General features: G+C 29.0%; 29 protein-coding genes. 6 read left to right on the top strand and 23 right to left on the bottom strand.

The window, feature by feature from the left end:
- Positions 1-12 precede the first annotated feature (12 nt).
- From QOZ84_RS14245 to nadE, 3 genes are all read right to left on the bottom strand, one after another.
- Complete coding sequence (locus QOZ84_RS14245) at positions 13-180, bottom strand: hypothetical protein (protein WP_284133612.1); 168 nt, start codon at positions 178-180, stop codon at positions 13-15.
- A 111-nt stretch (positions 181-291) separates the two neighbouring features.
- Positions 292-1,014 (bottom strand): YebC/PmpR family DNA-binding transcriptional regulator, encoded by a 723-nt coding sequence (locus tag QOZ84_RS14250; RefSeq protein ID WP_284133613.1) that lies wholly within the window; start codon positions 1,012-1,014, stop codon positions 292-294.
- 140 nt (positions 1,015-1,154) lie between these two features.
- On the bottom strand, positions 1,155-1,910 hold the full coding sequence (nadE, locus tag QOZ84_RS14255; RefSeq protein ID WP_284133614.1) for an NAD(+) synthase: 756 nt from the start codon (positions 1,908-1,910) through the stop codon (positions 1,155-1,157).
- 191 nt (positions 1,911-2,101) lie between these two features.
- On the opposite strand from nadE, the gene QOZ84_RS14260 reads away from it, so the two are divergent.
- Positions 2,102-2,470 (top strand): sulfite exporter TauE/SafE family protein, encoded by a 369-nt coding sequence (locus QOZ84_RS14260; RefSeq protein WP_284133615.1) that lies wholly within the window; start codon positions 2,102-2,104, stop codon positions 2,468-2,470.
- The gene (locus QOZ84_RS14265) at positions 2,470-2,847 is read left to right on the top strand and encodes a sulfite exporter TauE/SafE family protein (RefSeq protein WP_284133616.1); all 378 of its coding nucleotides are present in this window, start codon (positions 2,470-2,472) and stop codon (positions 2,845-2,847) included. Before QOZ84_RS14260 ends, QOZ84_RS14265 begins: the two co-directional genes overlap by 1 nt.
- A 132-nt stretch (positions 2,848-2,979) precedes the next feature.
- On the opposite strand, the gene QOZ84_RS14270 is transcribed toward QOZ84_RS14265, so the two are convergent.
- The 5 genes from QOZ84_RS14270 to hflX form a co-directional block, all read right to left on the bottom strand.
- Positions 2,980-3,480 (bottom strand): hypothetical protein, encoded by a 501-nt coding sequence (locus tag QOZ84_RS14270; protein WP_284133617.1) that lies wholly within the window; start codon positions 3,478-3,480, stop codon positions 2,980-2,982.
- A 104-nt stretch (positions 3,481-3,584) separates the two neighbouring features.
- Positions 3,585-4,229: a YigZ family protein gene (locus QOZ84_RS14275; RefSeq protein WP_284133618.1), complete on the bottom strand. Its 645-nt coding sequence runs from the start codon at positions 4,227-4,229 to the stop codon at positions 3,585-3,587.
- Positions 4,230-4,449: 220 nt separating this feature from the next.
- On the bottom strand, positions 4,450-4,887 hold the full coding sequence (locus tag QOZ84_RS14280) for an NUDIX domain-containing protein (RefSeq protein WP_284133619.1): 438 nt from the start codon (positions 4,885-4,887) through the stop codon (positions 4,450-4,452).
- A gap of 102 nt (positions 4,888-4,989) precedes the next feature.
- Positions 4,990-5,655 (bottom strand): HEAT repeat domain-containing protein, encoded by a 666-nt coding sequence (locus tag QOZ84_RS14285; RefSeq protein WP_284133620.1) that lies wholly within the window; start codon positions 5,653-5,655, stop codon positions 4,990-4,992.
- An 8-nt stretch (positions 5,656-5,663) separates the two neighbouring features.
- The gene (gene hflX, locus QOZ84_RS14290) at positions 5,664-6,947 is read right to left on the bottom strand and encodes a GTPase HflX (protein ID WP_284133621.1); all 1,284 of its coding nucleotides are present in this window, start codon (positions 6,945-6,947) and stop codon (positions 5,664-5,666) included.
- 213 nt (positions 6,948-7,160) lie between these two features.
- Between hflX and QOZ84_RS14295 the strand changes: the two genes are divergently transcribed.
- Positions 7,161-7,451, top strand: coding sequence for a cysteine-rich small domain-containing protein (locus QOZ84_RS14295; RefSeq protein ID WP_284133622.1), 291 nt, complete (start codon positions 7,161-7,163; stop codon positions 7,449-7,451).
- Positions 7,452-7,558: 107 nt separating this feature from the next.
- Here QOZ84_RS14295 and QOZ84_RS14300 read toward each other — a convergent pair whose 3' ends face one another.
- Both QOZ84_RS14300 and QOZ84_RS14305 read right to left on the bottom strand, forming a co-directional pair.
- Positions 7,559-8,194 (bottom strand): TIGR01906 family membrane protein, encoded by a 636-nt coding sequence (locus tag QOZ84_RS14300; protein ID WP_284133623.1) that lies wholly within the window; start codon positions 8,192-8,194, stop codon positions 7,559-7,561.
- Between the two features lie 78 nt (positions 8,195-8,272).
- Entirely contained in the window at positions 8,273-9,823 is a 1,551-nt protein-coding gene (locus tag QOZ84_RS14305; RefSeq protein WP_284133624.1) for an ABC-F family ATP-binding cassette domain-containing protein, read from the bottom strand.
- A gap of 387 nt (positions 9,824-10,210) precedes the next feature.
- Here QOZ84_RS14305 and QOZ84_RS14315 point away from each other — a divergent pair, with 387 nt between their 5' ends.
- Positions 10,211-11,173 (top strand): alpha/beta hydrolase, encoded by a 963-nt coding sequence (locus QOZ84_RS14315; protein ID WP_284133625.1) that lies wholly within the window; start codon positions 10,211-10,213, stop codon positions 11,171-11,173.
- A 79-nt stretch (positions 11,174-11,252) separates the two neighbouring features.
- Here the strand turns inward: QOZ84_RS14315 and QOZ84_RS14320 are convergent, their stop codons facing one another.
- Together QOZ84_RS14320 and QOZ84_RS14325 are read right to left on the bottom strand one after the other, a co-directional pair.
- Positions 11,253-11,981: a zinc dependent phospholipase C family protein gene (locus QOZ84_RS14320; RefSeq protein ID WP_284133626.1), complete on the bottom strand. Its 729-nt coding sequence runs from the start codon at positions 11,979-11,981 to the stop codon at positions 11,253-11,255.
- Positions 11,982-12,038: 57 nt separating this feature from the next.
- Positions 12,039-12,833, bottom strand: coding sequence for an N-acetylmuramoyl-L-alanine amidase (locus QOZ84_RS14325; protein WP_284133627.1), 795 nt, complete (start codon positions 12,831-12,833; stop codon positions 12,039-12,041).
- Positions 12,834-13,369: 536 nt separating this feature from the next.
- Between QOZ84_RS14325 and QOZ84_RS14330 the strand changes: the two genes are divergently transcribed.
- A complete protein-coding gene (locus tag QOZ84_RS14330) occupies positions 13,370-14,359 on the top strand; it encodes a SpoIVB peptidase S55 domain-containing protein (RefSeq protein ID WP_284133628.1) in 990 nt (329 codons plus the stop codon).
- A gap of 47 nt (positions 14,360-14,406) precedes the next feature.
- On the opposite strand, the gene yunB is transcribed toward QOZ84_RS14330, so the two are convergent.
- A complete protein-coding gene (yunB, locus tag QOZ84_RS14335; protein WP_284133629.1) occupies positions 14,407-15,105 on the bottom strand; it encodes a sporulation protein YunB in 699 nt (232 codons plus the stop codon).
- Positions 15,106-15,386: 281 nt separating this feature from the next.
- On the opposite strand from yunB, the gene QOZ84_RS14340 reads away from it, so the two are divergent.
- A complete protein-coding gene (locus QOZ84_RS14340; RefSeq protein ID WP_284133630.1) occupies positions 15,387-18,035 on the top strand; it encodes a transglycosylase domain-containing protein in 2,649 nt (882 codons plus the stop codon).
- Positions 18,036-18,090: 55 nt separating this feature from the next.
- On the opposite strand, the gene spoVAE is transcribed toward QOZ84_RS14340, so the two are convergent.
- The 10 genes from spoVAE to QOZ84_RS14390 form a co-directional block, all read right to left on the bottom strand.
- Positions 18,091-18,453: a stage V sporulation protein AE gene (spoVAE, locus tag QOZ84_RS14345; RefSeq protein WP_284133631.1), complete on the bottom strand. Its 363-nt coding sequence runs from the start codon at positions 18,451-18,453 to the stop codon at positions 18,091-18,093.
- Between the two features lie 6 nt (positions 18,454-18,459).
- The gene (gene spoVAD, locus QOZ84_RS14350) at positions 18,460-19,476 is read right to left on the bottom strand and encodes a stage V sporulation protein AD (RefSeq protein ID WP_284133632.1); all 1,017 of its coding nucleotides are present in this window, start codon (positions 19,474-19,476) and stop codon (positions 18,460-18,462) included.
- A gap of 12 nt (positions 19,477-19,488) precedes the next feature.
- Positions 19,489-19,929, bottom strand: coding sequence for a stage V sporulation protein AC (gene spoVAC, locus QOZ84_RS14355; RefSeq protein ID WP_284133633.1), 441 nt, complete (start codon positions 19,927-19,929; stop codon positions 19,489-19,491).
- Positions 19,930-19,933: 4 nt separating this feature from the next.
- Positions 19,934-20,350 carry a stage V sporulation protein AB gene (locus QOZ84_RS14360; RefSeq protein ID WP_284133634.1) on the bottom strand — a complete coding sequence of 139 codons (417 nt, stop codon included), beginning with the start codon at positions 20,348-20,350 and terminating at the stop codon, positions 19,934-19,936.
- A 12-nt stretch (positions 20,351-20,362) separates the two neighbouring features.
- Positions 20,363-20,947, bottom strand: coding sequence for a stage V sporulation protein AA (locus QOZ84_RS14365; protein WP_284133635.1), 585 nt, complete (start codon positions 20,945-20,947; stop codon positions 20,363-20,365).
- Between the two features lie 97 nt (positions 20,948-21,044).
- Positions 21,045-21,809: an RNA polymerase sporulation sigma factor SigF gene (gene sigF, locus QOZ84_RS14370; RefSeq protein WP_284133636.1), complete on the bottom strand. Its 765-nt coding sequence runs from the start codon at positions 21,807-21,809 to the stop codon at positions 21,045-21,047.
- A 26-nt stretch (positions 21,810-21,835) separates the two neighbouring features.
- Positions 21,836-22,264: an anti-sigma F factor gene (gene spoIIAB, locus QOZ84_RS14375; RefSeq protein WP_284133637.1), complete on the bottom strand. Its 429-nt coding sequence runs from the start codon at positions 22,262-22,264 to the stop codon at positions 21,836-21,838.
- 13 nt (positions 22,265-22,277) lie between these two features.
- Positions 22,278-22,613, bottom strand: coding sequence for an anti-sigma F factor antagonist (spoIIAA, locus tag QOZ84_RS14380; protein ID WP_026900148.1), 336 nt, complete (start codon positions 22,611-22,613; stop codon positions 22,278-22,280).
- Positions 22,614-22,774: 161 nt separating this feature from the next.
- Positions 22,775-23,227: a molybdopterin-dependent oxidoreductase gene (locus QOZ84_RS14385; RefSeq protein ID WP_331496599.1), complete on the bottom strand. Its 453-nt coding sequence runs from the start codon at positions 23,225-23,227 to the stop codon at positions 22,775-22,777.
- Positions 23,228-23,431: 204 nt separating this feature from the next.
- Positions 23,432-25,084: a DEAD/DEAH box helicase gene (locus QOZ84_RS14390; RefSeq protein WP_284133638.1), complete on the bottom strand. Its 1,653-nt coding sequence runs from the start codon at positions 25,082-25,084 to the stop codon at positions 23,432-23,434.
- Positions 25,085-25,095: the final 11 nt, after the last annotated feature.

A 25,095-nucleotide genomic window follows, 5' to 3' on the forward strand; every position in this document is an offset into this window, starting at 1 on the left:
GTATATTTATGACTATTTTTCGTTTAATTTATCTAGTTTATTTTCTATATTAGTAATTCTTTGCTCTATTGATTTTCTATTTAATGCAAGTTTCTTAATAACTGTATAAATACAAACAGGTATTGCTATAATAAGTATTGTATTAAATATTTGAAAAATTAATTCAATCGTTATCCCCATAAATTCATCCCCCTTAAATATATATTATTATATAAAAAACACCTCCAAACTATTTATATAGATTAATCTATAGGTCTTAATTTAGAGGTGTTTTGATTTATATATTTTTAATTATTCAGCCATTTCCCAGTTATGGTATATGTTTTGAACATCATCGTCATCTTCAAGCATGTCAACTAATTTGTGCATGAATTTTAACTGTTCTTCTTCAGTTAATTCAGCAGTTGTTTGAGGTATTAACTTAACATCTGCAGATATAAATTCATATCCTTTAGCTTGTAATTCATCTCTAACAGCAGCAAAATCTTCTGGCATTGTTATTACTTCATATCCATCTTCTTCAGTTATAAAGTCTTCTGCTCCAGCTTCTAATGCTATTTCCATTAATTCTTCTTCTGATACATCATCATTAGCTTCTATTAATATTTGTCCTTTATTGTCAAACATGAATGATACACATCCACTAGTTCCTAAGTTACCACCATTTTTATCAAAGTAATATCTTACGTTACCAGCTGTTCTATTTTTGTTGTCAGTTAAAGTTTCAACTATAACAGCAACTCCACCAGGTCCGTATCCTTCGTAAACTATTGTTTCATAGTTTTCGTTAGCTCCAGCTCCTGCTCCTTTAGCTACTGCTCTGTCTATATTGTCACTTGGCATATTATCAGCTCTAGCTTTTTCTATAGCTGTTTTTAATGTTGCATTATAGTCTGGATTTCCTCCACCCTCTTTAGCTGCAACTGTTATTGCTCTAGCATGCTTAGTGAATATTTTAGCTCTTTTAGCGTCCTGTTTACCTTTTTTGTTGATTATGTTTCCTATACGACCCATAATTCCACTCCTTACTACATTTTATTAGTTTATATATTACTTGAGGGTAAATATGTATGGTTTACACCCATTTGTTTAGTATATATTTAGTGATTTTATTATCACTCGTAAATTTTAGCACAAATAGTTAAATTAGTAAATTAGAACTTAGGAGGTTTAGGTGCTATATGTCTTTTATGCTCACTAATTGTATGAAGTCTTTGGATTATTTGAGCATCCTTTTGAGGGACTTCATCTAATCTTCCTTCAACAACTGCATCTATCATATCATAAGTTGTTCCCATTTCTATCTCGTCAGTTTGACCTTCCCAAAGTCCTGCAGAAGGTGATTTGTTTATAACATCATCACAAACTCCAAGTACTTTTGCCCACTCATATACTTCTCTTTTAGTAAGATTTGCAAGAGGTACTAAGTCAACTCCTCCATCTCCATATTTAGTAAAGTATCCTGTATGTATTTCTGCCGCATTATCAGTTCCAACTACTAAATACCCTAAATTATTTGCAACTGTATATACAGTACTCATTCTTACTCTTGCTCTAAGGTTTGCGTCTGTCATTTTTAAATAATCTTGCTTATATAAATTCTTTTCTTTAAGAGAATTTACCACGGTATCTAAAATCAAGTTTTGAGGCTCTGTAAGGTCTAAATCAATGTATTCTATATTACATCCATTAATAACCTTTAGGGCGTCTTCTCTATCTTCAGGGTTGCTTTTTATGCTCATTATTACCCCCATAGAATCATTAGGAAATGCTTTTTTTATTAGATATGCAACTACCGCTGAGTCGATACCTCCAGATACTCCTACTACTAACCCCTTACCATTAGCTTCATTAACTTTATCTCTTAACCATTGAACTGTTTTATCTATTTTCACGTTCATTTCAGTCATGATTTTCTCCTCTCTTTTATTTATAATTTTATATGAATCCATTATAACATATTTTTTTTAATGTTATATAATGTAGGTTTATATACTATTAACTTGTTTTGTTTATTGTAATGGTTAAAAATAATATAAACCTCTCTTATATAAATATAATTTACTATTTATGTTCAAAATATATACAGAAGGTGATAAATATGAAAATTAAACATTCTAGTTTTAATATTAGAAATTCAATAATAGGTATTTTTACAGGTTTTATCAATGGTATATTTGGTTCTGGTGGAGGCACTCTTTTAGTTCCAATCTTAAATAATATTGTTAAAGTTGAGGAACATGAATCTCACGCTACAGCTTTAGCCATAATAATATTTTTAACAGGTGCAAGTTCTGCAATATATATATATAACGGAACCTATGATGTCTCCCTAACACTTAAAGTCGCTGTTGGAAGTATTATTGGTGGTATTATTGGTGCCAAGATTTTATGTAAAGTCACAGGAAGGTTTCTTAGAATTTCATTTGGGCTAATAATGATAGTAGCTGCATTAAGGATGGTGTTTTAATGTTATTTGTTACAATTGGATTTTTTGCTGGTATTATTGGTGGAATGGGTATGGGTGGAGGTACAATTTTAATACCTGCTCTTATATTGTTTGCAAGTATAGATCCCAAAATAGCTCAAAGTATAAATTTACTATCTTCAATACCAATGACTATAATCGCTTTATTTATACATATTAAAAATAAAAAAGTGGTACTTAGCTTAGTTTTACCTATAGCTTCATTCGGTATTTTAGGTGCTATATGCGGTTCATTTTTAGCTACTTATTTATCTTCACAAATTCTAAAAAAAGCATTTGGAGTATTTTTATTAATAATAGGTTTAATAGAAGTAAAAAAAGGAATTTGTTGTCCTAAAAAAAATACTTGTCCTAAATAACTAAGCTTAATTATCTTAAAAATAAGTGGATAAATATTAAAATTATTTATCCACTTATTTTATTTTTACTAACCAAATTATAAATTTTTCTATTATTGGATAAACATGCACTTATTAATTTTCACTATATTATTATTTTTTTATATTAGATTCTCCTAATAAAAATCCTATAGATATACACATAAGGTCTCTTAAATGGGATATGGACTGGATATTTTGAGAATTATCAGTAATATATATTACTAATATACAAATTATAGATACTAAGCAAACGAATAGTGCTATAGATATCTGTATAAGATTGCCCTCTTTATAATTATATATTTCTATTTCTTCTTCACATTCTTCTTCATTTATTGCTCTACTCATCGAATTATTAATCTTTGTTTTTTGAGTTTTAATATTTGAACTTAACAAAAAACCAAATATAGATGATAAACTAGATCTAAAGACAACTCCAACTGACTGCCTCATTCCACTATCACCATTACTGTAAAATGCAATAAATATTACAGATATAAATAATAGCATTCCTGTTATAATTAAAGCTTTTGCTGAAATGTTTAGTTTATCCCAATCATTGCATAACTCTTCTAATAAAGCACGTCTTCTATCACAACCTCTATTACTCATACACCTCACACCTTATATATTTTGCTTATGATATACTTTATAAATATCATATTAGTATAATATTTTTTAATGTTCTTAATGGTGCATAAAATATAAGCTAAACTCTACAATATTATATTTCCATCTACTTCTGATAAATATAATTCTTCTCTTATTTGTATATCTGCTGTTGCACTAGTTATGTCTGTTATTTTAGTCATTATATTTTCAACTTCATTACTTCTTGAATATACAACTATCTCAACATTTTCTTCATATATAGTATCTTTGATGAAGTATCCCATATTCATTATTTCATTTTGAACTTTTCCAAGTTGAGTGTAATCTATCTTAATACTAACTTCTCTATAAAGTACCTTTTGTATTACTTGCCCTGCTTCTATACCTATTTTAGCTCCTTTAGTATAAGCTCTAACCAATCCTCCAGCTCCTAGCTTTATCCCCCCAAAGTATCTAGTAACAACAATTACCACATCTCTTAAGTCTTCTTTTTTTATAACTTCTAATGTAGGAATACCTGCTGTCCCTTGTGGTTCTCCATCATCACTATACCTTTGTATATTCATATTTTTACCAACTGTATATGACCATACATTATGTCTTGCGTCTTTATGCTTTTTCTTTATTTCATTAATAAATTCTATTGCTTCTTCTTCACTTTTTATTGGCTTTGCATATCCTATAAATGTAGATTTTTCTATTGTAATTTCATCCATTCCAAATTCATGCAATGTTTTATATGTACTCATAATCTCCTCCAATTTTATAAATTCAATTTTAAAATATATATCAATAAAAATTAATTAAATTATGCTTAACTAAATTTTTTTAATTTTAATAAATTATATTTATTTACATAATATCTATTATTTATTATATCTGTTATTTATTATATCCAATATAATTGTATAAATCAAAAAAGAAAGGGCTATGCCCTTTCTTTAATTTATCTTCTAATTTATTAATCATTTACAGTACAGCATTGCTCTCTGCATCTTGTTTTTTTAGTTCTTTATATTTTTTATATGATATCTCTACTAAAGATTTCTCTTTGCTGTGTGTTAACATATCTATGGCATCTTTTACTTTAAAAAAGCCACCATCGACAAGTTCATCCTTTAGTATGTATTGGGTATTTTCAGTTTCCATGATATACCACATTATTGCATTACATACTCGTTGTTGTCTACTTCTTGAAAAAAACTCATACATAGTGTCTCCAGCTACATCAATTACACTAGCATCTATACCTGTTTCTTCCTTTACTCTAAGAACTGCACTATCATATTGAAGTTCTTTATCATAAATCTTACCTTTTGGAAGTGTCCACTCAGCTCTATCATTTTTTATCATAAGTACTTTATTTGCATAAAATACTACTCCACCTGCGCAACGTCTTACTATCATTTTAACCCCTCCTATTAACTTTATTTTTATGTTAACTTCTGGAGATACACCATAGATAAATAGTTAATTTGTTCATTATATGTTAAGTATTAATTGTTTATGTTATTTATCTGATTTTTCTAATGTATCAATAGCCTCTTCATATGCTCTTAACACATAGTCTTTTTCAAATTGTTTTTTATTCTTAAGCTGTCTTAACATTCTTAAACTATTTTCATTCCCTATCTTAGAAAGTGCTTTTGCACAATACTGTTTAGTTTGTGGATTAGTGTCATATAGGCCTCTTTGTAAGTACTCTCTACTGCTTGGTGATTCTATTTTTCTAAGAGCTGAATATGTTATTCTCCTTACGTCTGAATGTCTATGACTAGTTAGAGGATGTAGTAGTTTTAAAAACCTATCATCCTTTAATTCGCCAGTTGCCCAAATCAAAATCATAAGGTCTTCAGCATTTTTTTCAATTAGTATTCTTTTGTAAAGTCTTCTTTTAAGGTCTATCATTCTTTCACTATTTAACTCACTCATAAATTGTAGTCTATCGTGTTTATTTAATACTAGAAATTTATCTATAGTGTCCTTAGATAGTTCTACCTTATCTCTAAGCATTGCCTTTATCTCTAACTTAGCCATTATTAATTGGTCATTAACTTGTGAAATTGATAAATTCCTTATTTTACTGATTTGAGATACTGTCTTTGATTCTTTGTATAGAAGATATGTTACGTAATAGTCTTCCAAGTTGTCTATATTATCCCAACTTATATTCATAACACTACCTACTTATCTAATATATACTCTTTATATATATTATAGTCTGCTTCTTGTAAATTTACATCAAGAGTTATTCCATTTTCTACATATTCAAAACTTTCCACATTATATTTATCTTTGACTTTACTAAATATATCTCCTCTTTCGTAAGGTAGTAAAAGTTTTACTGCATATGTTTTTTCCATTATTGCATCTTGAACAAGCTGTAATAACTCATCCATATTTGTACCTTTTTTAGCTGATATATATATTGTCTCATCAGTATTTTTAGGATATATATCTAAATCTAATCTATCAATTTTATTATATACTATTATAGTTTGTTTATCATTTGCACCTAATTCTTTAAGTACTTTTTCTGTAGTGCTCTTTTGAAGTTCATAACTGCTATTTGTAGCATCTATTACATGTAGTATTAAGTCTGCATAATGAACTTCTTCTAGCGTTGCTTTAAATGCATCTACTAAGTCATGTGGTAATTTACTAACAAATCCAACAGTATCTACAACTAAAAACTCTTTTTTATTTGGTAATAAAGCTTTTCTAAGAGTTACATCTAAAGTAGCAAATAACATATCTTTTGCAAAAACTTCTTTTTCTTTTTCATAGTCTTTATGAGTTTTTATTAATTCATTTAATAAAGTAGATTTACCTGCATTTGTATATCCTACTATTGCAACTATAGGTATATTAGATTTTAAACGTTGAACTCTTTGAGTTTCTCTGACTTTTCTAATTTCTTTAAGCTCACGTCTTATATCTGCTGCTTTATTAAGTATATGTCTTTTATCTATTTCTAATTTTTGTTCTCCTGGACCTCTAGCGCCGATTCCTGAACCAGTTTTACCTAGAGCTCCTCCCATTCCTGAAAGTCTTGGTAGTCTGTATTTTAACTGAGCAATTTCTACTTGAAGTTTACCTTCTTTTGTTAATGCCCTTTGAGCAAATATGTCTAATATTAAAGTAGTTCTATCTATAACTTTTACACCAACTACTTCTTCTATATTTCTTATATGTGCACCTGATAATTCATCATTAAAAATTACTACTGTTGCACCTAAAGAATCTGCATATGCTTTTATTTCTTCAACTTTTCCTTTTCCTACATAAAATGCTGCATCTCTAGTTTGTTTATTTTGAATTAAACTTCCTACTACCTCAGCACCTGCAGCTTTTGCTAATTCTTTTAATTCTTCCATTGATTCATTTATATCAATATCATCAATTTTTCTTGCTGTAGAAGTTATATTAAGTCCTACAAGCAGCGCTCTTTCTTGTTTTTCTTCCATGATAACACCTCTTTATTTTTAATACTTATTTAATATTCATTTTAAATTATTAATTTAATACTTTTTCTTTTGTATATATAATTTATTTCATATAATAAATTATATTCACTTTAAGTTATATATAAATACTTATATAGAAATCTTTTTTATTATACCACTAATGTAAATATTTAGTATAATTATATTGATAGATACAATTAGGAGGTAAATAATATGAGTGATGATTATAAGTTCCCTGAACAAAAAACCGATAATTATAAGTTTTTCAACCACAAAGCATGTGAATATTTTCCTTGCCACAAAACTAATAAACCAGATGAATTCAACTGTTTATTTTGTTATTGCCCTTTATATGCTTTAGGTGATAACTGTGGTGGAAATTTTAAATATAGCAAAAATGGTTTTAAGGACTGTTCAAGCTGTATGCTTCCTCACAATAAAAATAACTATGAGTATATTATGGGTAAATTCCAAGATATTATTAAAATTTCAAGTAAAAAATAATATAACATCCTAGATGATAAAATATAATATTTTTTAAATAACCAAAAGTACATTTATATCTATATTTCATACAACTTTGTATGTACTATAAAAAGAGAGCAATACAATTATCGCTCTCTTTTTATATTTAACAATCTATATACTACATACATTAATATACTTGATATTAATACAAGTGATAGCATCATAACTCCGGTATGAAAGAAAAACTGTTGCGGTAACATATCTATCACAGGATCTAAGTTAGGATCAAATATCCAGTAATCATTACTAAACATAAGCTTATGAAAAATAACAAAACTACCTTCAAAGTTTATCACAATAGGAAGTGCTAGTATTATAGGTATACTTATTAGCGATTTTGAAGTTACATTTAAAAATTTTATATTTTTATATTTTATATTTATAAATAAGCCTATTATAGAAATAATTAAACATAAATTAAATAATTTATTTATGTTTTGAAAAATATCTCTAACTTCTTCAAAATGTATTTTCCCTTGTGGTGATGATTTTATAGTTGGCATCTCAAAATTCTTATCATCTTTTCCTAAGTTGTAATCTATTAAGTAATCATAGTTTAACATTATTTCTTCTTCTGACAAATTAGATAATATCGGTATATTTAATTTATCTATATCATAATAATAAAGTTCTTTAAATCCTACCGTAAATTTTATTATTCCTGTTATTATTAGTATGCTAAAACATACCGGAAATATTATATTTAAAATTTTTTTCATTTACTCAGCGCCCCTAAAGCTTCCTACTTATTTTTTAATACCCCTTACAATATACCCAAATAAAACATTATCTATAATTTAAACTATCTTAGTAGTGAAATCTTCTATATTCCATACATCATCAACTATATCCATATAAAATTCTGGTTCATGACAAACTAAAAGAACTGTTCCCCTAAATTCGTTTATTGCTTTTTTTAGTTCATCTTTAGCTTCTACATCTAAATGGTTTGTAGGCTCATCAATTACTAATAAGTTTATACTCTTTAGCATAACCTTACATAATCTTACCTTAGCCGCTTCTCCTCCACTTAAAACTCTCATTTGGCTAGTTATATGTTCATTAGTTAGTCCACATTTAGCAAGGTGTTGTCTTACTTCAAAGTTAGTAAGTCCTGGGAACTCTGACCATATTTCTTCAATAGGAGTATTATAGTTTTCTCTTGAACTTTCTTGTTCAAAATATCCAACTTCTAGATAGTCTCCCAGTTTAACTTCTCCACCAAAAGGTTTTACTATTCCAAGTAGCGTTTTAAGTAATGTAGATTTACCTACACCATTCATACCTTTTAATGCAACTTTTTTATTTCTCTCCAATGTAAAGTTAAGGGGACTAGTTAAAGCTTCATCATATCCTAATATTAATTCTTCAGTTTGGAATACAAATCTACTTGGTACTCTAGCTTCTTTAAATCCAAATGTAGGCTTTATCTTTTCTTTTGGTCTTTCTAAAACTTCCATCTTATCTAATTTCTTTTGTCTACTGTTTGCCATACCACGAGTAGCAACTCTAGCTTTATTTCTAGCTACAAAATCTTCTAGTTTCTTTCTTTCTTCAATTTGTCTATCATAAGCTTGTTCTTCTTGACGCTTCTTTATATCATTAAGTCTAACAAACTCATCATAGTTTCCTTTGTATCTACTTAGTTCACCATTTTCCATATGATAAATTACATTACATGTATTGTTTATAAAGTCTATATCATGAGATACTAATATAAAACTATTTTCATATTCTTGAAGATATCTTGTTAACCAAGTTATATGTTCTTCATCTAAATAGTTTGTAGGCTCATCTAATATTAATATTGTAGGATTTTCAAGTAATAATTTAGTTAAAAGTACTTTTGTTCTTTGACCTCCACTTAAATCGCATACATCTCTATCTAATCCTATTTCACCTAATCCTAATCCATTTGCAACTTCTTGAATTTTTGCATCTATCATATAGAATCCGCTATTTTCTAATATTGTTTGTATTTCTGCTGTTTCTTCTAATAATTTTGTCATTTCATCATCATTAGCTTCACCCATTTTGTCATACATAAGTATCATTTCTTGTTCTAAATCAAACATTGATTTAAATGCTTCTCTTAATATGTCTCTTATAGTATTTCCTTTACTAAGTACTGTATGTTGATCTAAATAACCTACAGTAGCTCTTGATGACCACTTTATATTACCAGCATCCGGCATAAGCTTTTTTGTTATTATATTTAAAAAACTTGATTTTCCTTCTCCATTTGCACCAACTAGTGCTATATGTTCACCTTTTCTAAGCCTAAATGAAACATTCTCTAGTATAGTTCTCGCTCCGAAACCATGACTTACATTTTCTACTACTAGCATTTTACCACCTCTTTGTTAGTTTTATTGTCTATTTATTCTATATTATAATATATTCTTTTTTAACTTAAATCAAGTATAGTAAAATACACTTTTTAAGTTATTTATTTTAATTTTAGGCTATGTTTTAAATGGGTGTTGATAATTTATTAGGTTTTGAAAGTTATATTATAATATATATAGGTAGCTGTGGGGGTTGAAATTATAGGAAAATATGGATGCGTAGGTTTAATGGTGTTTCAACAAAATACCTATCAAATTATCTAAAATAGTTCAAATGGAAAGAAACATTCCTTATAACTATGCCAGAATAAATGACTTTAAGGATAGACAACCGACATTTGTTTAGTTATAGTAAATCGTGAAAACTTTATTTTTGGGGAGGGAATTATGAGAAAGATGTTTAAGATTATAAGTGTTTCAATGTGTTCGGTATTAATAATTATTTGCGTACTTATAGTGATTATATTTGTTAATCACAGAATTAATTTGTCAAAAGAAAATAAAGATTTTATTCCTAATGGACAAATGGTAAATGTGAATGGGTATAATATGCACATATATACTGAAGGAGATGGAGATATCCCGTTAGTGTTTATGGCTGGTGGTGGTACAAGTTCACCTACTTTAGACTTTAAATCTTTATACACATTATTAAGTGATAAATATAAAATTGTTGTTATTGAAAAATTTGGATATGGTTTTAGTGATGTTGTCAATACACCAAGAGATGTAGAGTCGATTTTAAATGATACAAGAAAAGCACTTTCACTTGCTAATATAAAAGGACCCTATGTATTATTTCCACATTCAATTTCTGGAATAGAAGCATTATATTGGGCTCAACAGTATCCAAAAGAAATAAAAGGAATTGTAGGTCTTGATATGGCTGTTCCAGAGGCTTATGAGAATTATAAAATAAACATTCCGATGATAAAGATTGGAGCAATTGCTTCTAAACTGGGAGTTACAAGATTAATTCCAAGCCTATCAGAAAGTGATGCTATAAAATATGGAACATTGACTGATAATGAAAAGAAACTATATAAAACAATTTTTTATAGAAGAACTGCTACTTCCACAATGATAGACGAAGTTATAGAAGTTAAAAATAATGCTAATAAAGTATCTAAAATTTCTATGCCAGATATTCCAGTATTAATGTTTGTTTCAAATGGTGTTGATACTGGATGGAATGAGACTGATTGGAGAAACATTCAAGAAACTACCATAGATAAATTTCAAAATGGAGAAATTGTGTATTTAGATTGTTCTCACTATGTTCATGATATTGAATATAAAAAAATAGCAGAATCTTCAATCAGTTTTATTAAACAAATAGAAACAAATTAATATTAAATATAAAATTAGAATATAAATGTATCGTTAACTTGTAAAATACATTTATATTTTAATTTTATAAGTTTTAAAATTAAAAATATTTATTATTCTTATCCATATACATTAAATCTTCAAAAAACATTATCATACAACCAGCAGTAGTTTTTTGAGATAATGTAATACTTTTAACCGCTATTAAATAAAATTTAGTATTTAAATCTTCTATATTCCTATACATATGGTCTACTCTAAGTGCATGCAAAGAATTATAATCAGCATAATCCTCTATGCTATTTAATAGTATCGAATCTTGATGCGATTTAAATCTCTTTATTTTTTTATGATTTTCTTTTACATAAGTTTCAAATTGTCTATGATTATCCAATAATCTTCCCTTAGCATGCTGTGGAATTGTTAAGTCTTGTATTATATGGCATGCTGCCCCAAAGAAAAATAAACTTCTTGCATAGTTACCCATTGCAAAATATTTGATTGCCTTATTGTAATATGTTTTCGCAACTGTCATTGCATTTTCATCATATCCATATTTACCTTTACCTTCTTTAGCATTATAAAAATGATGATATGATTTAAAATCTTGATCTGCCCAAACTAAACCTTTGTTTATTTCTAATAAATGCTCTTTAAAAAACTCATATTCATTATAATATCCCTCATTTTTTAATATTTCTATCGCATTTTCTTGTATAAATAGATGTACCTCACAAGTTGTTTTAATTACACTTTTCTTAATTGGATTTACTGCTTTAAATGTATTTGATAATGCTTTTGCATAAGTACTTTCTAATTTTTTTTTCATTGACATCACCCGATTTATTTAGTCATAAAAATTCAATTTGCTCATATATTTAACAATCTATAAATTAGAATTGTTGCCAAAATAAGCTTCTACTCCATCTGCTATACTTTGCATTAGTTTTCTTTGGTACTGTGGACTAGACATCATATAGTCTTCATTATAATTGCTCAAAAATCCCATCTCTACTAAAACTACAGGAACTTTAGACCAATTAAATCCTGTTAAATCCCCTCTTTCAAATATTCCATTTACTTCTATTCCTGCTTTTTTCATATGTTCATCAACAGACTTAGCACAATTATTACTTTTTTCATATATTCTAGATGTATGTTTATTGTCTTTTGATGGTATTAAGATTGATGCACCTGTCTTTGATGAATTATCCAAACTATCTGCATGCACCCTTATCACCATATCTGCATTCTTTTCATTAGCCATTATTGCTCTTTGTGCGTTGCTTATATTTACATCATTCGTTTCTCTAGTCATAGCAACACGATATCCCATACCTTCTAATATATGTTTTAAAACTGTAGATGCTTCTAAGTTTAACATATATTCTGGTTTTTTAGTAGCTACACCACTAGCTCCTGATGATACCTTGGCCTTGGTTTGTGATGAACCTGGTGCAGCAGGTTCTAAGCTACGGTCTCCCTTTTCTTGGTGACCTGGGTCTATACATATTAATAAATCTTTTGGATTATTTTTTTCGTTATTTGATTGTTCTTTAGGATTAATTCCTTTATTAATTAAATTAGTGCTTTTATAAAGATTTGTAATTGGATTTGTAGTTCCTATGATTATTATTCCCATAGCAATTATAATTGTAACTAATAATCTATATTTTTTCATATTTTATACTCCTTCATATTATATTTTTTATTAAATACTTATAATATTATTTCCAATATTTATAAATTTTATATGTATGAGTTTTTATTTTTTTTTACTTACATATATATTTATATAGAACTTTTCTTAGTAGCTATTACTTCTTCAAATTTATCTAATAAAACAAGAGTTGTTAAAAAGGCTTTAATAAAAAAATCAAAAAAAGTAAATAAAAAATAAAATGCTTAATTTATATTATTAAATTAAGCATTTTATTTTGTGTTTAAATATTACATAAATTCCATTAGTCTATTTTATATTTCACTTTTATTTATAATTCATCAATAAAGTAAGCAATACAACGAAATATATACTTTATTTTACTATATATATATGTATTCTAATATTAAATTTTACTATTAAGTTTATTAGTTATTTATTTATGTAAACTACGGTTTTATTGCTTCACTTTTCCAAGCATCAAAATTAAATTAGTGTGCAAAATAGTTATAAGGCACCGATAAATCACTTGAGTTTTGACAGAAAGAAGGTGTTTTATGAGTTTCCAAATTTCTACTTTGAAAAAACAAAGATTAATAAAGTTAAATTTTATCTTAATTGTATATTTTTTATTATATTTTTTCTCAAATAATTTAATTTATGCACAATCTAATGAAAAATTTGATAATACTTACTTAATGCCTATTGGTAATGTACTTCAAATCGATGCTGAGTTAAAAAATATAATTGTAAGAAACTCTATAGAAGGATCACCATTTTCTTTAGGAGATGCTATATTAAAGGTAAACAATATTCCTGTTAGTAACTATGGTGATTTTTCTAATATTTTATCTTCAAGATCTTCAACTGATAAAATATCTGTTTTGGTAAAAAGAGGAGAAAATAATTTTATAGTAAATACGAATAAAGAAGATTTAGAAAAAGTTAATTTTAATAACTTGTTGTGTGGATTTGCTACATTAACTTATATAAATCCATCTACAGGAGAATTTGGTGCTGTAGGACATCCCATAAGTATTGGTTCTTCAAAGAGAATACCAATAAAAAGTGGTCATATTTCTACAACTAAAGATTTAAATATTCAAAAATCTTTTAAAGGTAGTGTTGGTTCAATAAGTGCCCAAAGAAAAGACTTGATTGGTAAGTTTAACACAAACACAGAGTTTGGTATAAAAGGAAATGTAATAGGATTTGATACATCTAATTTAAAGTCATACAAAGTTGCATCTTTAAATGAAGTTAAATTAGGTAAAGCTCAGGTACTTTTACAAACAACTTCATATGGTTGTGAAAAATTTGATATAGAAATTGTAGGTATTCAAAAACAAAGAACTCCACAATCAAAGACTTTTAAAATTAAAATAACTGATAAGGATTTATTATCTCAGACCGGTGGTATAATTCAAGGTATGAGTGGTACACCTATAATTCAAAATAACAAAATAATAGGTGCTATATCTCATGCTGTTGAAAATGACCCCACTCTTGGATATGCTATTTTTATTCAGTGGATGTTAGAAGATTAATATTAATAAAGTCAGTTGTGGTAACTTACACAACTGACTTTACTTAATTATTTTACTCCATTAATTTTTACTTTCGGTAATATGTTAGGTACGTTTTCTTCAGGTATGTTAACGTAGCTACCAGGCACATCTCCTACTATTATTGTTTCACAAATAGGTATTTTTGATTTCACTTCTTTAGTTGATGTTGTAAGTGGTATTACTACTTTTACTTGCGTTTTTGCTTCTAAATAAATACTATGTCTTGATTGATTAATACCAGATGATTCAAAATTAGTCTTAAAATCAACAGATACAGTTCCTATAGGTTCTATAGATACTTTTAATTGTGGTCCATATTTAGCTAATATGGGGCTTCCTAGCGCAGTTCCTATTGGTATGTATGAAGTTGTTGTTTTTACTTGTTTTAACTCTTCTTGAATCTTTAAAGCTACATCTGAAGCTATTTTATTCATCATTATAGTATTTGCTTGAATCATTGTTAGTTTTCCATCAGAATCTAATTTTGTATGCATTAAATCTGAATAATCTATTTTGTCTTTAACTATTTCTCCAACAGCTTTGTTTATAGATCTATTTGCAAGTTCAAGTGCCTTGGTTTCTGCTAATACTTTTATGGTTGGTCTTAAACTAGTATCTACATATATAAAACTGCCTATTAACACAGATAAGAGAAACATCGCTGATACTATTATTAGATTTTTTTTAAAGTTATTATTTTTATAGTCAATTTTTCTATTTTTCATAACAGTCCCCCTTAATACTTTATGTATCAACTATTAAGTATTTGCTTTTTATATAATAAAGAACAACATTTTATTTTGAATAGTTAAATATATAATAAACCACCACATATTTTTTATATTATTAGATAAAAATAGTTATTACACATGTCTTAGTTTATTTTAATAATATTTTTTATGTGAAATATATATAATATGTTACATTATATTCATTTTGATTATCTAGTTAGAAAATTATTCACATATGTGGTATAATATTGCATTAAGTAAGGAGGTTAAACTTAATGAGTAATGATAACAATGAAAATAAAAATAAAATTAGAAGAAAAACAGTTAGTTCTTCTAATAATAAGGCTAACACTTCAAATAAAAACAATAAAAAAAGGCCTGCACCTAGCAAGAAAAAGGATAAATTTAAATTCTTTAGAGTTGCCGGGGTAATATTTCTTGTTTTATTGGTAATAGGTGTTGCTGGAGGAACAGGTTTGGTATTTGCTTCACTAAAAAATGTAGAGCCAGTTACTAAAGCTCTTTTAGATGAAAAAACTTATCAAACAACTGAAATTAGGTATGCCACAGGTGATTTATTATCTAACGCTCCTAGTATAAACAAAAAAGATCCAGTAAAATTAGACAATATGTCTCCCTATTTGAAAAAAGCAGTTATTGCTATAGAGGATGAACGTTTCTATGAACATAGTGGTGTTGACGTCAAAGGCTTATTTAGATCTTTAGTTAAAACATTGACTGGTACTAAGCAAGGTGGTAGTACAATACCTATGCAGGTATCTAAAATGTTATTAACTTCTAAAGAACAAAGTCTTCCTCGTAAAATTAAGGATATATACTATGCTCATGAAATGAGTAAGTCATTAACTAAAAATGATATACTAGAAGTTTATCTAAATAATTTCTTCGTAGGTAAAGGACTTGCTGGTGCTGAAGCTGGTGCTCGTGGATACTTTGATATGCATGCTAGTGATCTTTCACTTGCTCAATCTGCTCTACTTGCTGGGTCAACTAAGAACCCTTCAAGATACTCAGCTTATATGACTTCTAAATTAGATGGAAATGAATCTAAAGAAGATGTAGAAAACAAACTATTATTCTTTGTTAATACTTCTGATGACCTTCTTGATGATCCTACTGATACAGAATTAAAGATGGTAGAGAAATTACACGATTGGGGACTTATTCCTAGTAAAGATACATATAATCAACTAAAATCAGGAACTGTAGTTGTTAGAAAAGCTATAAATAACCCTGATTCTAAGAAAAGACAAGAAATTGTTTTAAACAAAATGCTAGAAACTAAAGCTATAACTAAAGCAGAATACGATGCTGCAGTTGCAGAAGAAATAAAAATAAAACTTCCTAAGTCTGCGGATAAAGTATCTTCTTCAGTTGAAGACCTTATAGAATACGAGGTTTTAGATGCCTTGATGAAACAAGGTAGCACTAGAGATGAAGCTTACAACATGTTTTGTAATGGTGGATTGATAATAAATACGACTATTGATCCTAAGATGCAAAATATATTAGAAAAAGAATACAACAATAATGGTAACTTCCCTGGTCATAGGAGTAATTCAGATACAGATAATATTCCTCAACCACAATCATCAATGGTCATTTTAGACTATAGAGATGGTGGTATTAAAGCATTGGTTGGTGGTAGACATATAACAGGAAGAAAAGGTACAAATAGAGCTACAGAACCTAAGCAACCAGGTTCAACAATTAAACCTCTATCAGTTTATACTCCTGCTATTGATGCTTTAACTCCACAATCAAAAGCATTTAGTGATGCTAAGGGTGGCTATAAGTTTGATCATAATGGGTGGAATCCTAAGACTACAACTCCTGGCGTAGGAACTATGAGTTTACGTAAGGCCCTTGCTTATTCTTCAAATACTATAGCTATAAAAACAGCAGAAACACTTGGAAGTTCTAAAGAAGAATGTATTGATATAATGATAGATTATTTAAAAGAGTTTGGTATCTCAACAGTAGTAGATACTAAGACTAGTGAAGAAGGTAATAACGATAGACAATTCCCAGCTTTAACACTTGGTGGGATGGCAAAAGGTGTTTCTCCACTTGAAATGGCTTCTGCATATGGTGCTTTAGCTAATAATGGGGTTTATGTAGAACCTACAATATTTACTACTATAACAAGCTATGATGGACAACTAATAGTTAAAAATACACCTGAAGAACACAAGGTTGTAGCTCCAGAAGTAGCGTATGTAATAACTGATATGCTTGAATCAGTTATCACTGAAGGTATAGGTAAAAAAGCTGCAATACCTGGTGGGATGCCAGTAGCTGGTAAAACAGGTACTACAAATAGCGCAATAGATGCTTGGTTTGTAGGATACACTCCATATTACGTTGGTGCAACTTATATAGGTGATGATGGTGGTAGAAAAAATCCTAATACAGGACAAATGATTTCTCGTAGAAGTGTAGAAGGTGGTAGTGGTAGCGCTGCAAGCCTATGGTCTAAAGTAATGAGACAAGTGCATGAAAACTTAACAGTTACTAAATTTAAAGTACCTGATAATGTATACTTTACAAAAATTAATTTAATTGATGGTGGTAGAACATCTGGTGGTTCAAACGCTGCCTTTATAGAAGGAACAGCTCCTTCAAGATATACTAGCTATCCATCAGCTCCACAAAAACCAAAAGAGGAAGAAGAACCAGAAACTCCAGAAACTCCAGACGAAGGTCAGGAAACAACTCCTCCTCCTACAGATAATGGTGGCGGCGGAGAAACAACTCCTCCTCCTACAGATAATGGTGGCGGTGAAACGACTCCTCCTCCTACGGATAATGGTGGTGGAACAGTAACTCCTCCTACAGATGGTGGTGGCGGAGAAACAACTCCTCCAGTTACTCCGGTTGCTCCGGAGACACCAGCTCAGTAGTTTAAAAATCAAAAACTTAAAAAGCTAACTATTTTAATAAATAGTTAGCTTTTTTTTATGGCTTTGCTTTAGGTGTAAATACAACAGCCATTACATATCCAAAGAATATAGCTGCTGCTATTCCACCTGCTGTGGCAGTTGTTCCACCTGTAAATATTCCTAAAAAACCATCTTTTGAAATTCCTTTAATTACACCATTTGCAAGAGAATATCCAAATCCGATTATAGGAACTGTGGCTCCAGAAGCACCAAATTCTACAATTGGTTCATAAACACCTAAAAATGTTAAAATAACGCCACTAGTTACATAAGTAACCATCACATATGGAGTTTGCATTTTAAAATAATCCATAAGAATTTGAGCAATTAAGCAAAGTGTTCCTCCAACTAAAAAAACTTTTATATAATCTATAATCATCTAACATCACTCCTCATTGACTATAACCACCGCATGTGCAACGCATGGTATTGTCTGTTTCTGTAATGTACTTGTAGGAGATAATAACGCTCCTGTTGACACTAGCATAACCTTATTAAATTCTTTTTTAATTAACTTATTATAAATATATCCAGCAAATACAGATGCTGAACATCCACAGCCACTTCCTCCACAATGTACATCTTGTTTTTCTAAGTCAAATATTTCTACTCCACAATCAGTGTATACTTTAGATATATCAATTCCTTTTTCTTTAAGCAAATCCTCGGTTATTTGTTTTCCTAATTTGCCTAAGTCACCTGTTGCTATTAAATCAAAACTATTTGGGTCATCTTTTGTGTCATTAAAGTAAGCATATATAGTATCTATAGCTGCTGGGGCCATAGCAGCACCCATATTGTTACCATCATCAATTCCTTTATCTATTACTTTGCCTACTGTTACATACTTTACTTTAGGCCCGATTCCATTAGGTGCTATAAGTACACTTCCAGCTCCAGTTGTTGTCCATTGAGCAGTCATTGGTTTTTGATTTCCTAATTCTAGAGGGAATCTAAATTGCCTCTCTGCTGTACAATAATGGCTAGATGTCCCTGATAAAATCAAATCTGCAAAACCACCATCTACAAGCATCGAACTCAAACACATTCCTTCTGCCATCGTAGAGCAGGCTCCATATATTCCAAAGAATGGAATAGCTAATTCTCTAGCTGCAAAAGATGCTGGGAGTAACTGATTTATTAAATCTCCACCTAAAAGATAGTTAACATCTTCTAATTTTTTACCAGCTTTTTTAACAGCGCTTTTCATAGCAATTTCTACCATTTTGCTTTCAGCAAGTTCCCACGATTTCTCTCCACATAAATCATCTTTTAAAATCATATCAAAGTATTCTTTAAGTGGTCCTTCTCCTTCTTTAGGTCCTACAACAGACGCAGTTGATATTATAGTTGGTTTGTTTTGTAATTTTACAGTTCTACTTCCTATTCTCTTACTTTTCACAATCTCATCTCCTTACTTTATAAGAGTAACAATATAATATACAAAACCACATAAAATAGATGATCCTATACCGTATACTAATACTGGCCCTGCTATTTTAAATAAATTGGCTCCCACTCCAAGCACATAACCTTCTCGTTTATATTCCATGGCTGGAGATACTATTGAATTTGCAAATCCAGTTATAGGAATTATTGAACCAGCTCCTGCTCTTTTTCCTATAAGATCATATACGCCTAATCCTGTAAGAAATGCTCCTATAAAAATTAAAGTTATAGATGTAGCTCCTGCAGATGCCATTTTATCTAATTGTAAAAATTTCATATATAAATCATTTATTACTTCACCTATTACACAGATAATCCCACCAACTATAAATGCTAAGATATAGTTTTTTAAATATTTTGGCTTGGGACTAATTTCATCAACATATTTTTTATAATCTTTATCCAACAATCTAACCTCCTTTTATAATTGTCCATCCTATAAATGAACCTATTACTTTGCCAATTAACATAGATATAATTATATACTTTAGCCCCATTGTAGGTATCTTAAGCCGTCTTGATACTACGGGTATATAATCTAATACTTCTGTAAGTCCAGAACTTAAAAATCCAACAAATACTCCATAACCTATTCCAAATAGAATTGCTCCAAACTTACCTATATCTACGTGAATATTTTGAATAGATATAAAACCGCCTAAAAGTGCGCCTAGTACAAGCAATATTTCATAAATGTGTATATATTCTTTTGTATTACTTACCTGTGCCATTCTTGGTATAATACCTACTAATATAAGTATCGCAACTACACCAGCTCCAACCATTATTCCTGATGATAATCCAAATAAAATTAAAAATCCTCTCACATAATACCCTCATCATTTCTTTCTTAATTGATTTTGAATTTCTGCATCTAAAGAAATCATTTTTAAATCTAGTGGGCTAGGCTCTCCCTTTGAGTATGTAGGTATAAATTTATTAAAAAACAAGGCTACTCCTATACCTATACCTATCGAGTATGGTAACTGAAAATATGGCATATACTCTTTAGGATTATCCGTTATTGCATCTACCATCATAAATTGAGAATGAGCCATATTAACATCTGCATGAAAATTCATTATTCCCATTATAGATCCCATTAATACTACTATAGATACTATAAATACTCTTATATATTTTGTTCTATCCTTTTTGCAATCATCAAAGAATATTATAATATCATCAGGTTTTAAAAAATTAAGACGCAAATTCGGAAATTTATCACTTACCGATTGTATAATTTCTCCTAAATGTATTACATCATAATTAGATACAATCTCTTTGTATTGTCTTAAACAAATATTTTTCAATTTATTTTCACAATCTTTAGGATATATTGCATAAATATCTTCTAAATAAATACTAGGTTTATTTGTTTTAAAGGGTTTTATACTTTTAGGTATTAAGTAAATATCTTCCATATATAATACCTCCTTCTTATTTATTATTTGTTAAATGCCAAAAAATAAACCTCTAATTTTTACATAAGATTTACTTATGTATATTAGAGGTTCATTTTTAACTAATATATGATTTTAATTTTGATAATACTTTCTTTTCAATTCTTGACACTTGTACTTGAGATATGTTGAGTAAGTCCCCAATTTCACTTTGAGTTTTATCTTCAAAATATCTAAGCATTATAATTTGTCTTTCTCTTTTTTCTAACTTACCTAATACTTCTTTAAGCAATAGATTATCAATTACCTTTTCTTCTTCACTTTCACCCTTCATGCTTATTTTATCTATTAGGCATATTGGGTTACCTTCTTCTTCGTGAATTACACTGTGTAAATATTCTACTGAAAAATTAGATTCCATTGCCATTACTAAATCTTCTTTTTCTATTTCTAATTCTTTTGCTATTTCTTCTATACTCGGTTCTCTTCCTAATTGTTTAGTTAATATTTCACTTTGCGTCTTAGCCTTTATTGCTATTTGCTTCAAAGATCTAGAAACCTTAACCATTCCATCATCTCTCAAGTACCTTTTTATTTCTCCTAAAATCATCGGTACTGCATAAGTTGAAAACTTAACATTGAAGCTAGGGTCAAATTTATATATAGATTTCATAAGCCCTATTGAACCTAATTGAAATAAATCGTCTCTATCATAACCTATATTTAAAAACTTCGTAACAACACTTCTAACTAAACCTAAATTACTAGATATTAAAATTTCTTTAGCCTCTTCATCCCCATGCTGAACTTTATCTATTAATTCTAATGTCTTTTCATGACTAAGCAATACCCTTTTCTCTTCTTTTCTTACAGTTATCCCCATAATAAAACCTCTATTCTTTTTGGACTTTATTTAGGTAAGTTTATTTTTTTTGTCATAACTATTTTAGTTCCGTCGCCTTTTATTGAACTTACCGCTACACCATCCATAAAACTTTCCATAACTGTGAATCCCATTCCTGATCTTTCAAGTTCCGGCTTTGATGTATAAAGTGGTTGCATAGCCATTTGAATATCTTCTATACCATTTCCTCTATCTTCTATTACTATTTTTATTATATTTTCTTCTATTTCACATCTTAAATAAACAAACTTAGATTCATCTTCATCATACCCATGTATGATAGCATTAGTTACAGCTTCTGATACTGCTGTTTTTATATCTGCCATTTCATCTAATGTTGGATCTAACTTTGCTGCGAAAGATGCAACTATAACTCTCGCTAAGCTTTCATTTTCAGATTTGGCAGAAAATTTAACTTCCATAATATTACTCATAATATCTTCCCCCTTACAAAGAACTTACTACTTCTTCATATGTATCATAAATGCCTATTATCTTATTCATCCCTGATAAATCAAAGACTTTTTTTACTCTATCATTTATGTTTATTACTGATACTTTTCCACCATCACTAGAAATTTTTTTATATCGCCCTATAATTACACCTATACCTGATGAATCCATAAAGTTAATATTTCTAAAATCAAATATTATATTTTTGACCGATTTTGAAATTAATATATTGTCTATTTCATCTCTAACTTCATTAGTTATGTGATGATCTAGTTCCGTAGACATAAACTCTATTAAAAGGTTTTTTTGGTCTAAAGAATATTTTATCATTAGTATGCCCCCTTACTATCTTCAAAGTAATTAACTTCTAATGAATTCTCCTTATTAACACTTTTATCCTTCAATGAAATTTAGCTAGTTTTGTTTTATTATGTCTACGAATGTTTCATTGTATGTAACTTGTCCAACCATATCATATATTCCACTTTCTATTATAAAGTTTGGATTACCATTCTCTTTCCACCATTTTTATATTTTTGCATTCCATATCCAATATAAATTGTACTATATTTATCAGTATATAGCTTTACTAAATCTCTTATTTCACTCTCAGCTACTCCACACTCATCAATTAGGTACTCTAAATTTAAAGTATCTATATAAGTTTTAAATTCTTCAAAACCTACTACATAGCCATTAATAAAATCTATATCTTGTAAGTTTTGATCAAATATTATCTTAATCATAGCTAAAACTAGAGCTCCATCACTTCCCGGATTTATTCTTATATACCTGTCAGCTACTTTTGCAGTCTCTATAAATATAGGGTCTATAACTATCAACTTACTTCCTTTTTTTCTTGCTTTGTTTATCATTTGCATAGTATGTATAGTTGTATAAGCTGGATTTTTACCCCATACAAATATATTTTTACTGTTTAACATATCATCTATACAATGTGATTTTACAGATCCAAAATCATATTTTTGAGCTTTAATACCAGCACTCCAACAAGGACCTCCTTTATTTTATGTATTATTTATTGATTCTTATTTATGATAGTAAGTTTAATTTAATATTTTGTAAATACTATTTTTATTTTTAACGCAAAAAAGGCATGATTAAATTTAATCATGCCTTATAAATAACTATTTTTTTCTTACGTTAGCTTGCTCTATGTTTATTTTGTTACCTTTTATTTTTATGTCTTTCATTTTTTCTAATACTGCCTTTGCATTTTCCTTAGGAACTTCAACGAAAGTATATTTGTCATATATATCTATTGATCCAACTAATTTACCTGGGATTCCAGCTTCTCCAGCTATAGAACCTACGATATCTTTAGCCTGAACTCTTTGATTTCTACCTACGTTTATGAATAGTCTAACCATTCCTTCTTGAGCTCCAGTAGATCCTCTACGTTCTCTACGCTCACCAGTACGTTCTCTACGCTCACCACGTTCTCTACGCTCTCTTGGCTTTTCTTCAACTATTTCTTGCTTATCTTCACCTAAAGCTAATTTTAAAAGTGCAGCAGCTACATCTACTGTACTATAATCTGCTTCAGAATCAGAACAGAAACTTTCTATCCATTGTAATTGCTTAGTTAAGTGACCAGCTTCTATAACTTCTTTAACTTGACTAAAGAATGCATTAACTTTCTTTTCTTCAACGTCCGCTATTGAAGGTATCTCATGCTTAACTAACTTAGTTTTGATGTATCTTTCTATATCTCTCATCTTTCTCATATCTTTACCAAATACGAAAGTGAATGATATACCGTTTCTACCAGCTCTACCAGTTCTACCGATTCTGTGTACATAGTACTCTTCATCTTGTGGTAAGTCATAGTTAAATACTGCTTCTACATCATCAACATCTATACCTCTAGCTGCAACATCTGTAGCTACTAATATATCTATTGTTCCACTTCTGAATTTATCCATAACTATATCTCTTTGAGTTTGCTTTAAATCCCCGTGTAGCGCATCTGCAAAGTATCCTCTAGCTTGTAAGTCACTAACTAATTCATCTGCTCCTCTTTTTGTGTTACAGAAAACAACAGATAATTTAGGATTGTAAACGTCTACTAATCTACATAATACTTCTAATTTATTAGATGATCTAGTTTCTATATAATGTTGCTTTATATTAGGAACTGTAAGCTCTTGTCTAACAACTTTTATATGTTGAGGATCATTTTGATATTTTTTAGTTAAGTCTAATATCCCCCTAGCCATTGTAGCTGAGAAGAAAGTAGTTTGTCTATCTTCTGGAGTTTTACTTAATATCATCTCTATATCTTCCCTGAATCCCATGTCTAACATTTCATCTGCTTCATCTAATATAACCATTTTTACGTTATCTAATTTTAATGTTTTACGATTTATATGGTCTATAACACGTCCTGGAGTACCTATTACAACTTGAACTCCACTTCTTAATGATTTTATTTGTCTATCTATTGGCTGTCCACCGTAAACAGGTAAAGTTTTTACTCCGGGCATATATTTACCTATCTTTTTTATTTCAGAAGAAACTTGTATTGCAAGTTCTCTAGTTGGACAAAGTACTACTGCTTGTAAGCTTCTATCATTTTGGTCTACCTTTTCTAAGATTGGTATACTGAATGCTGCTGTTTTTCCCGTTCCTGTTTGAGCTTGTCCTATAACGTCTTTACCTGATAATATTACAGGTATAGATTGTACTTGTATTGGAGATGGTTCTTCAAACCCCATCTCTGCTATTGCTTTTTTTATATCGTCGTTAATTTGTAAATCTTCAAATTTTATTGTGTTCATATATTATTTCC

It is taken from the genome of Romboutsia sedimentorum (assembly GCF_030131845.1).
GTDB classification, from domain to species: domain Bacteria; phylum Bacillota; class Clostridia; order Peptostreptococcales; family Peptostreptococcaceae; genus Romboutsia_D; species Romboutsia_D sedimentorum.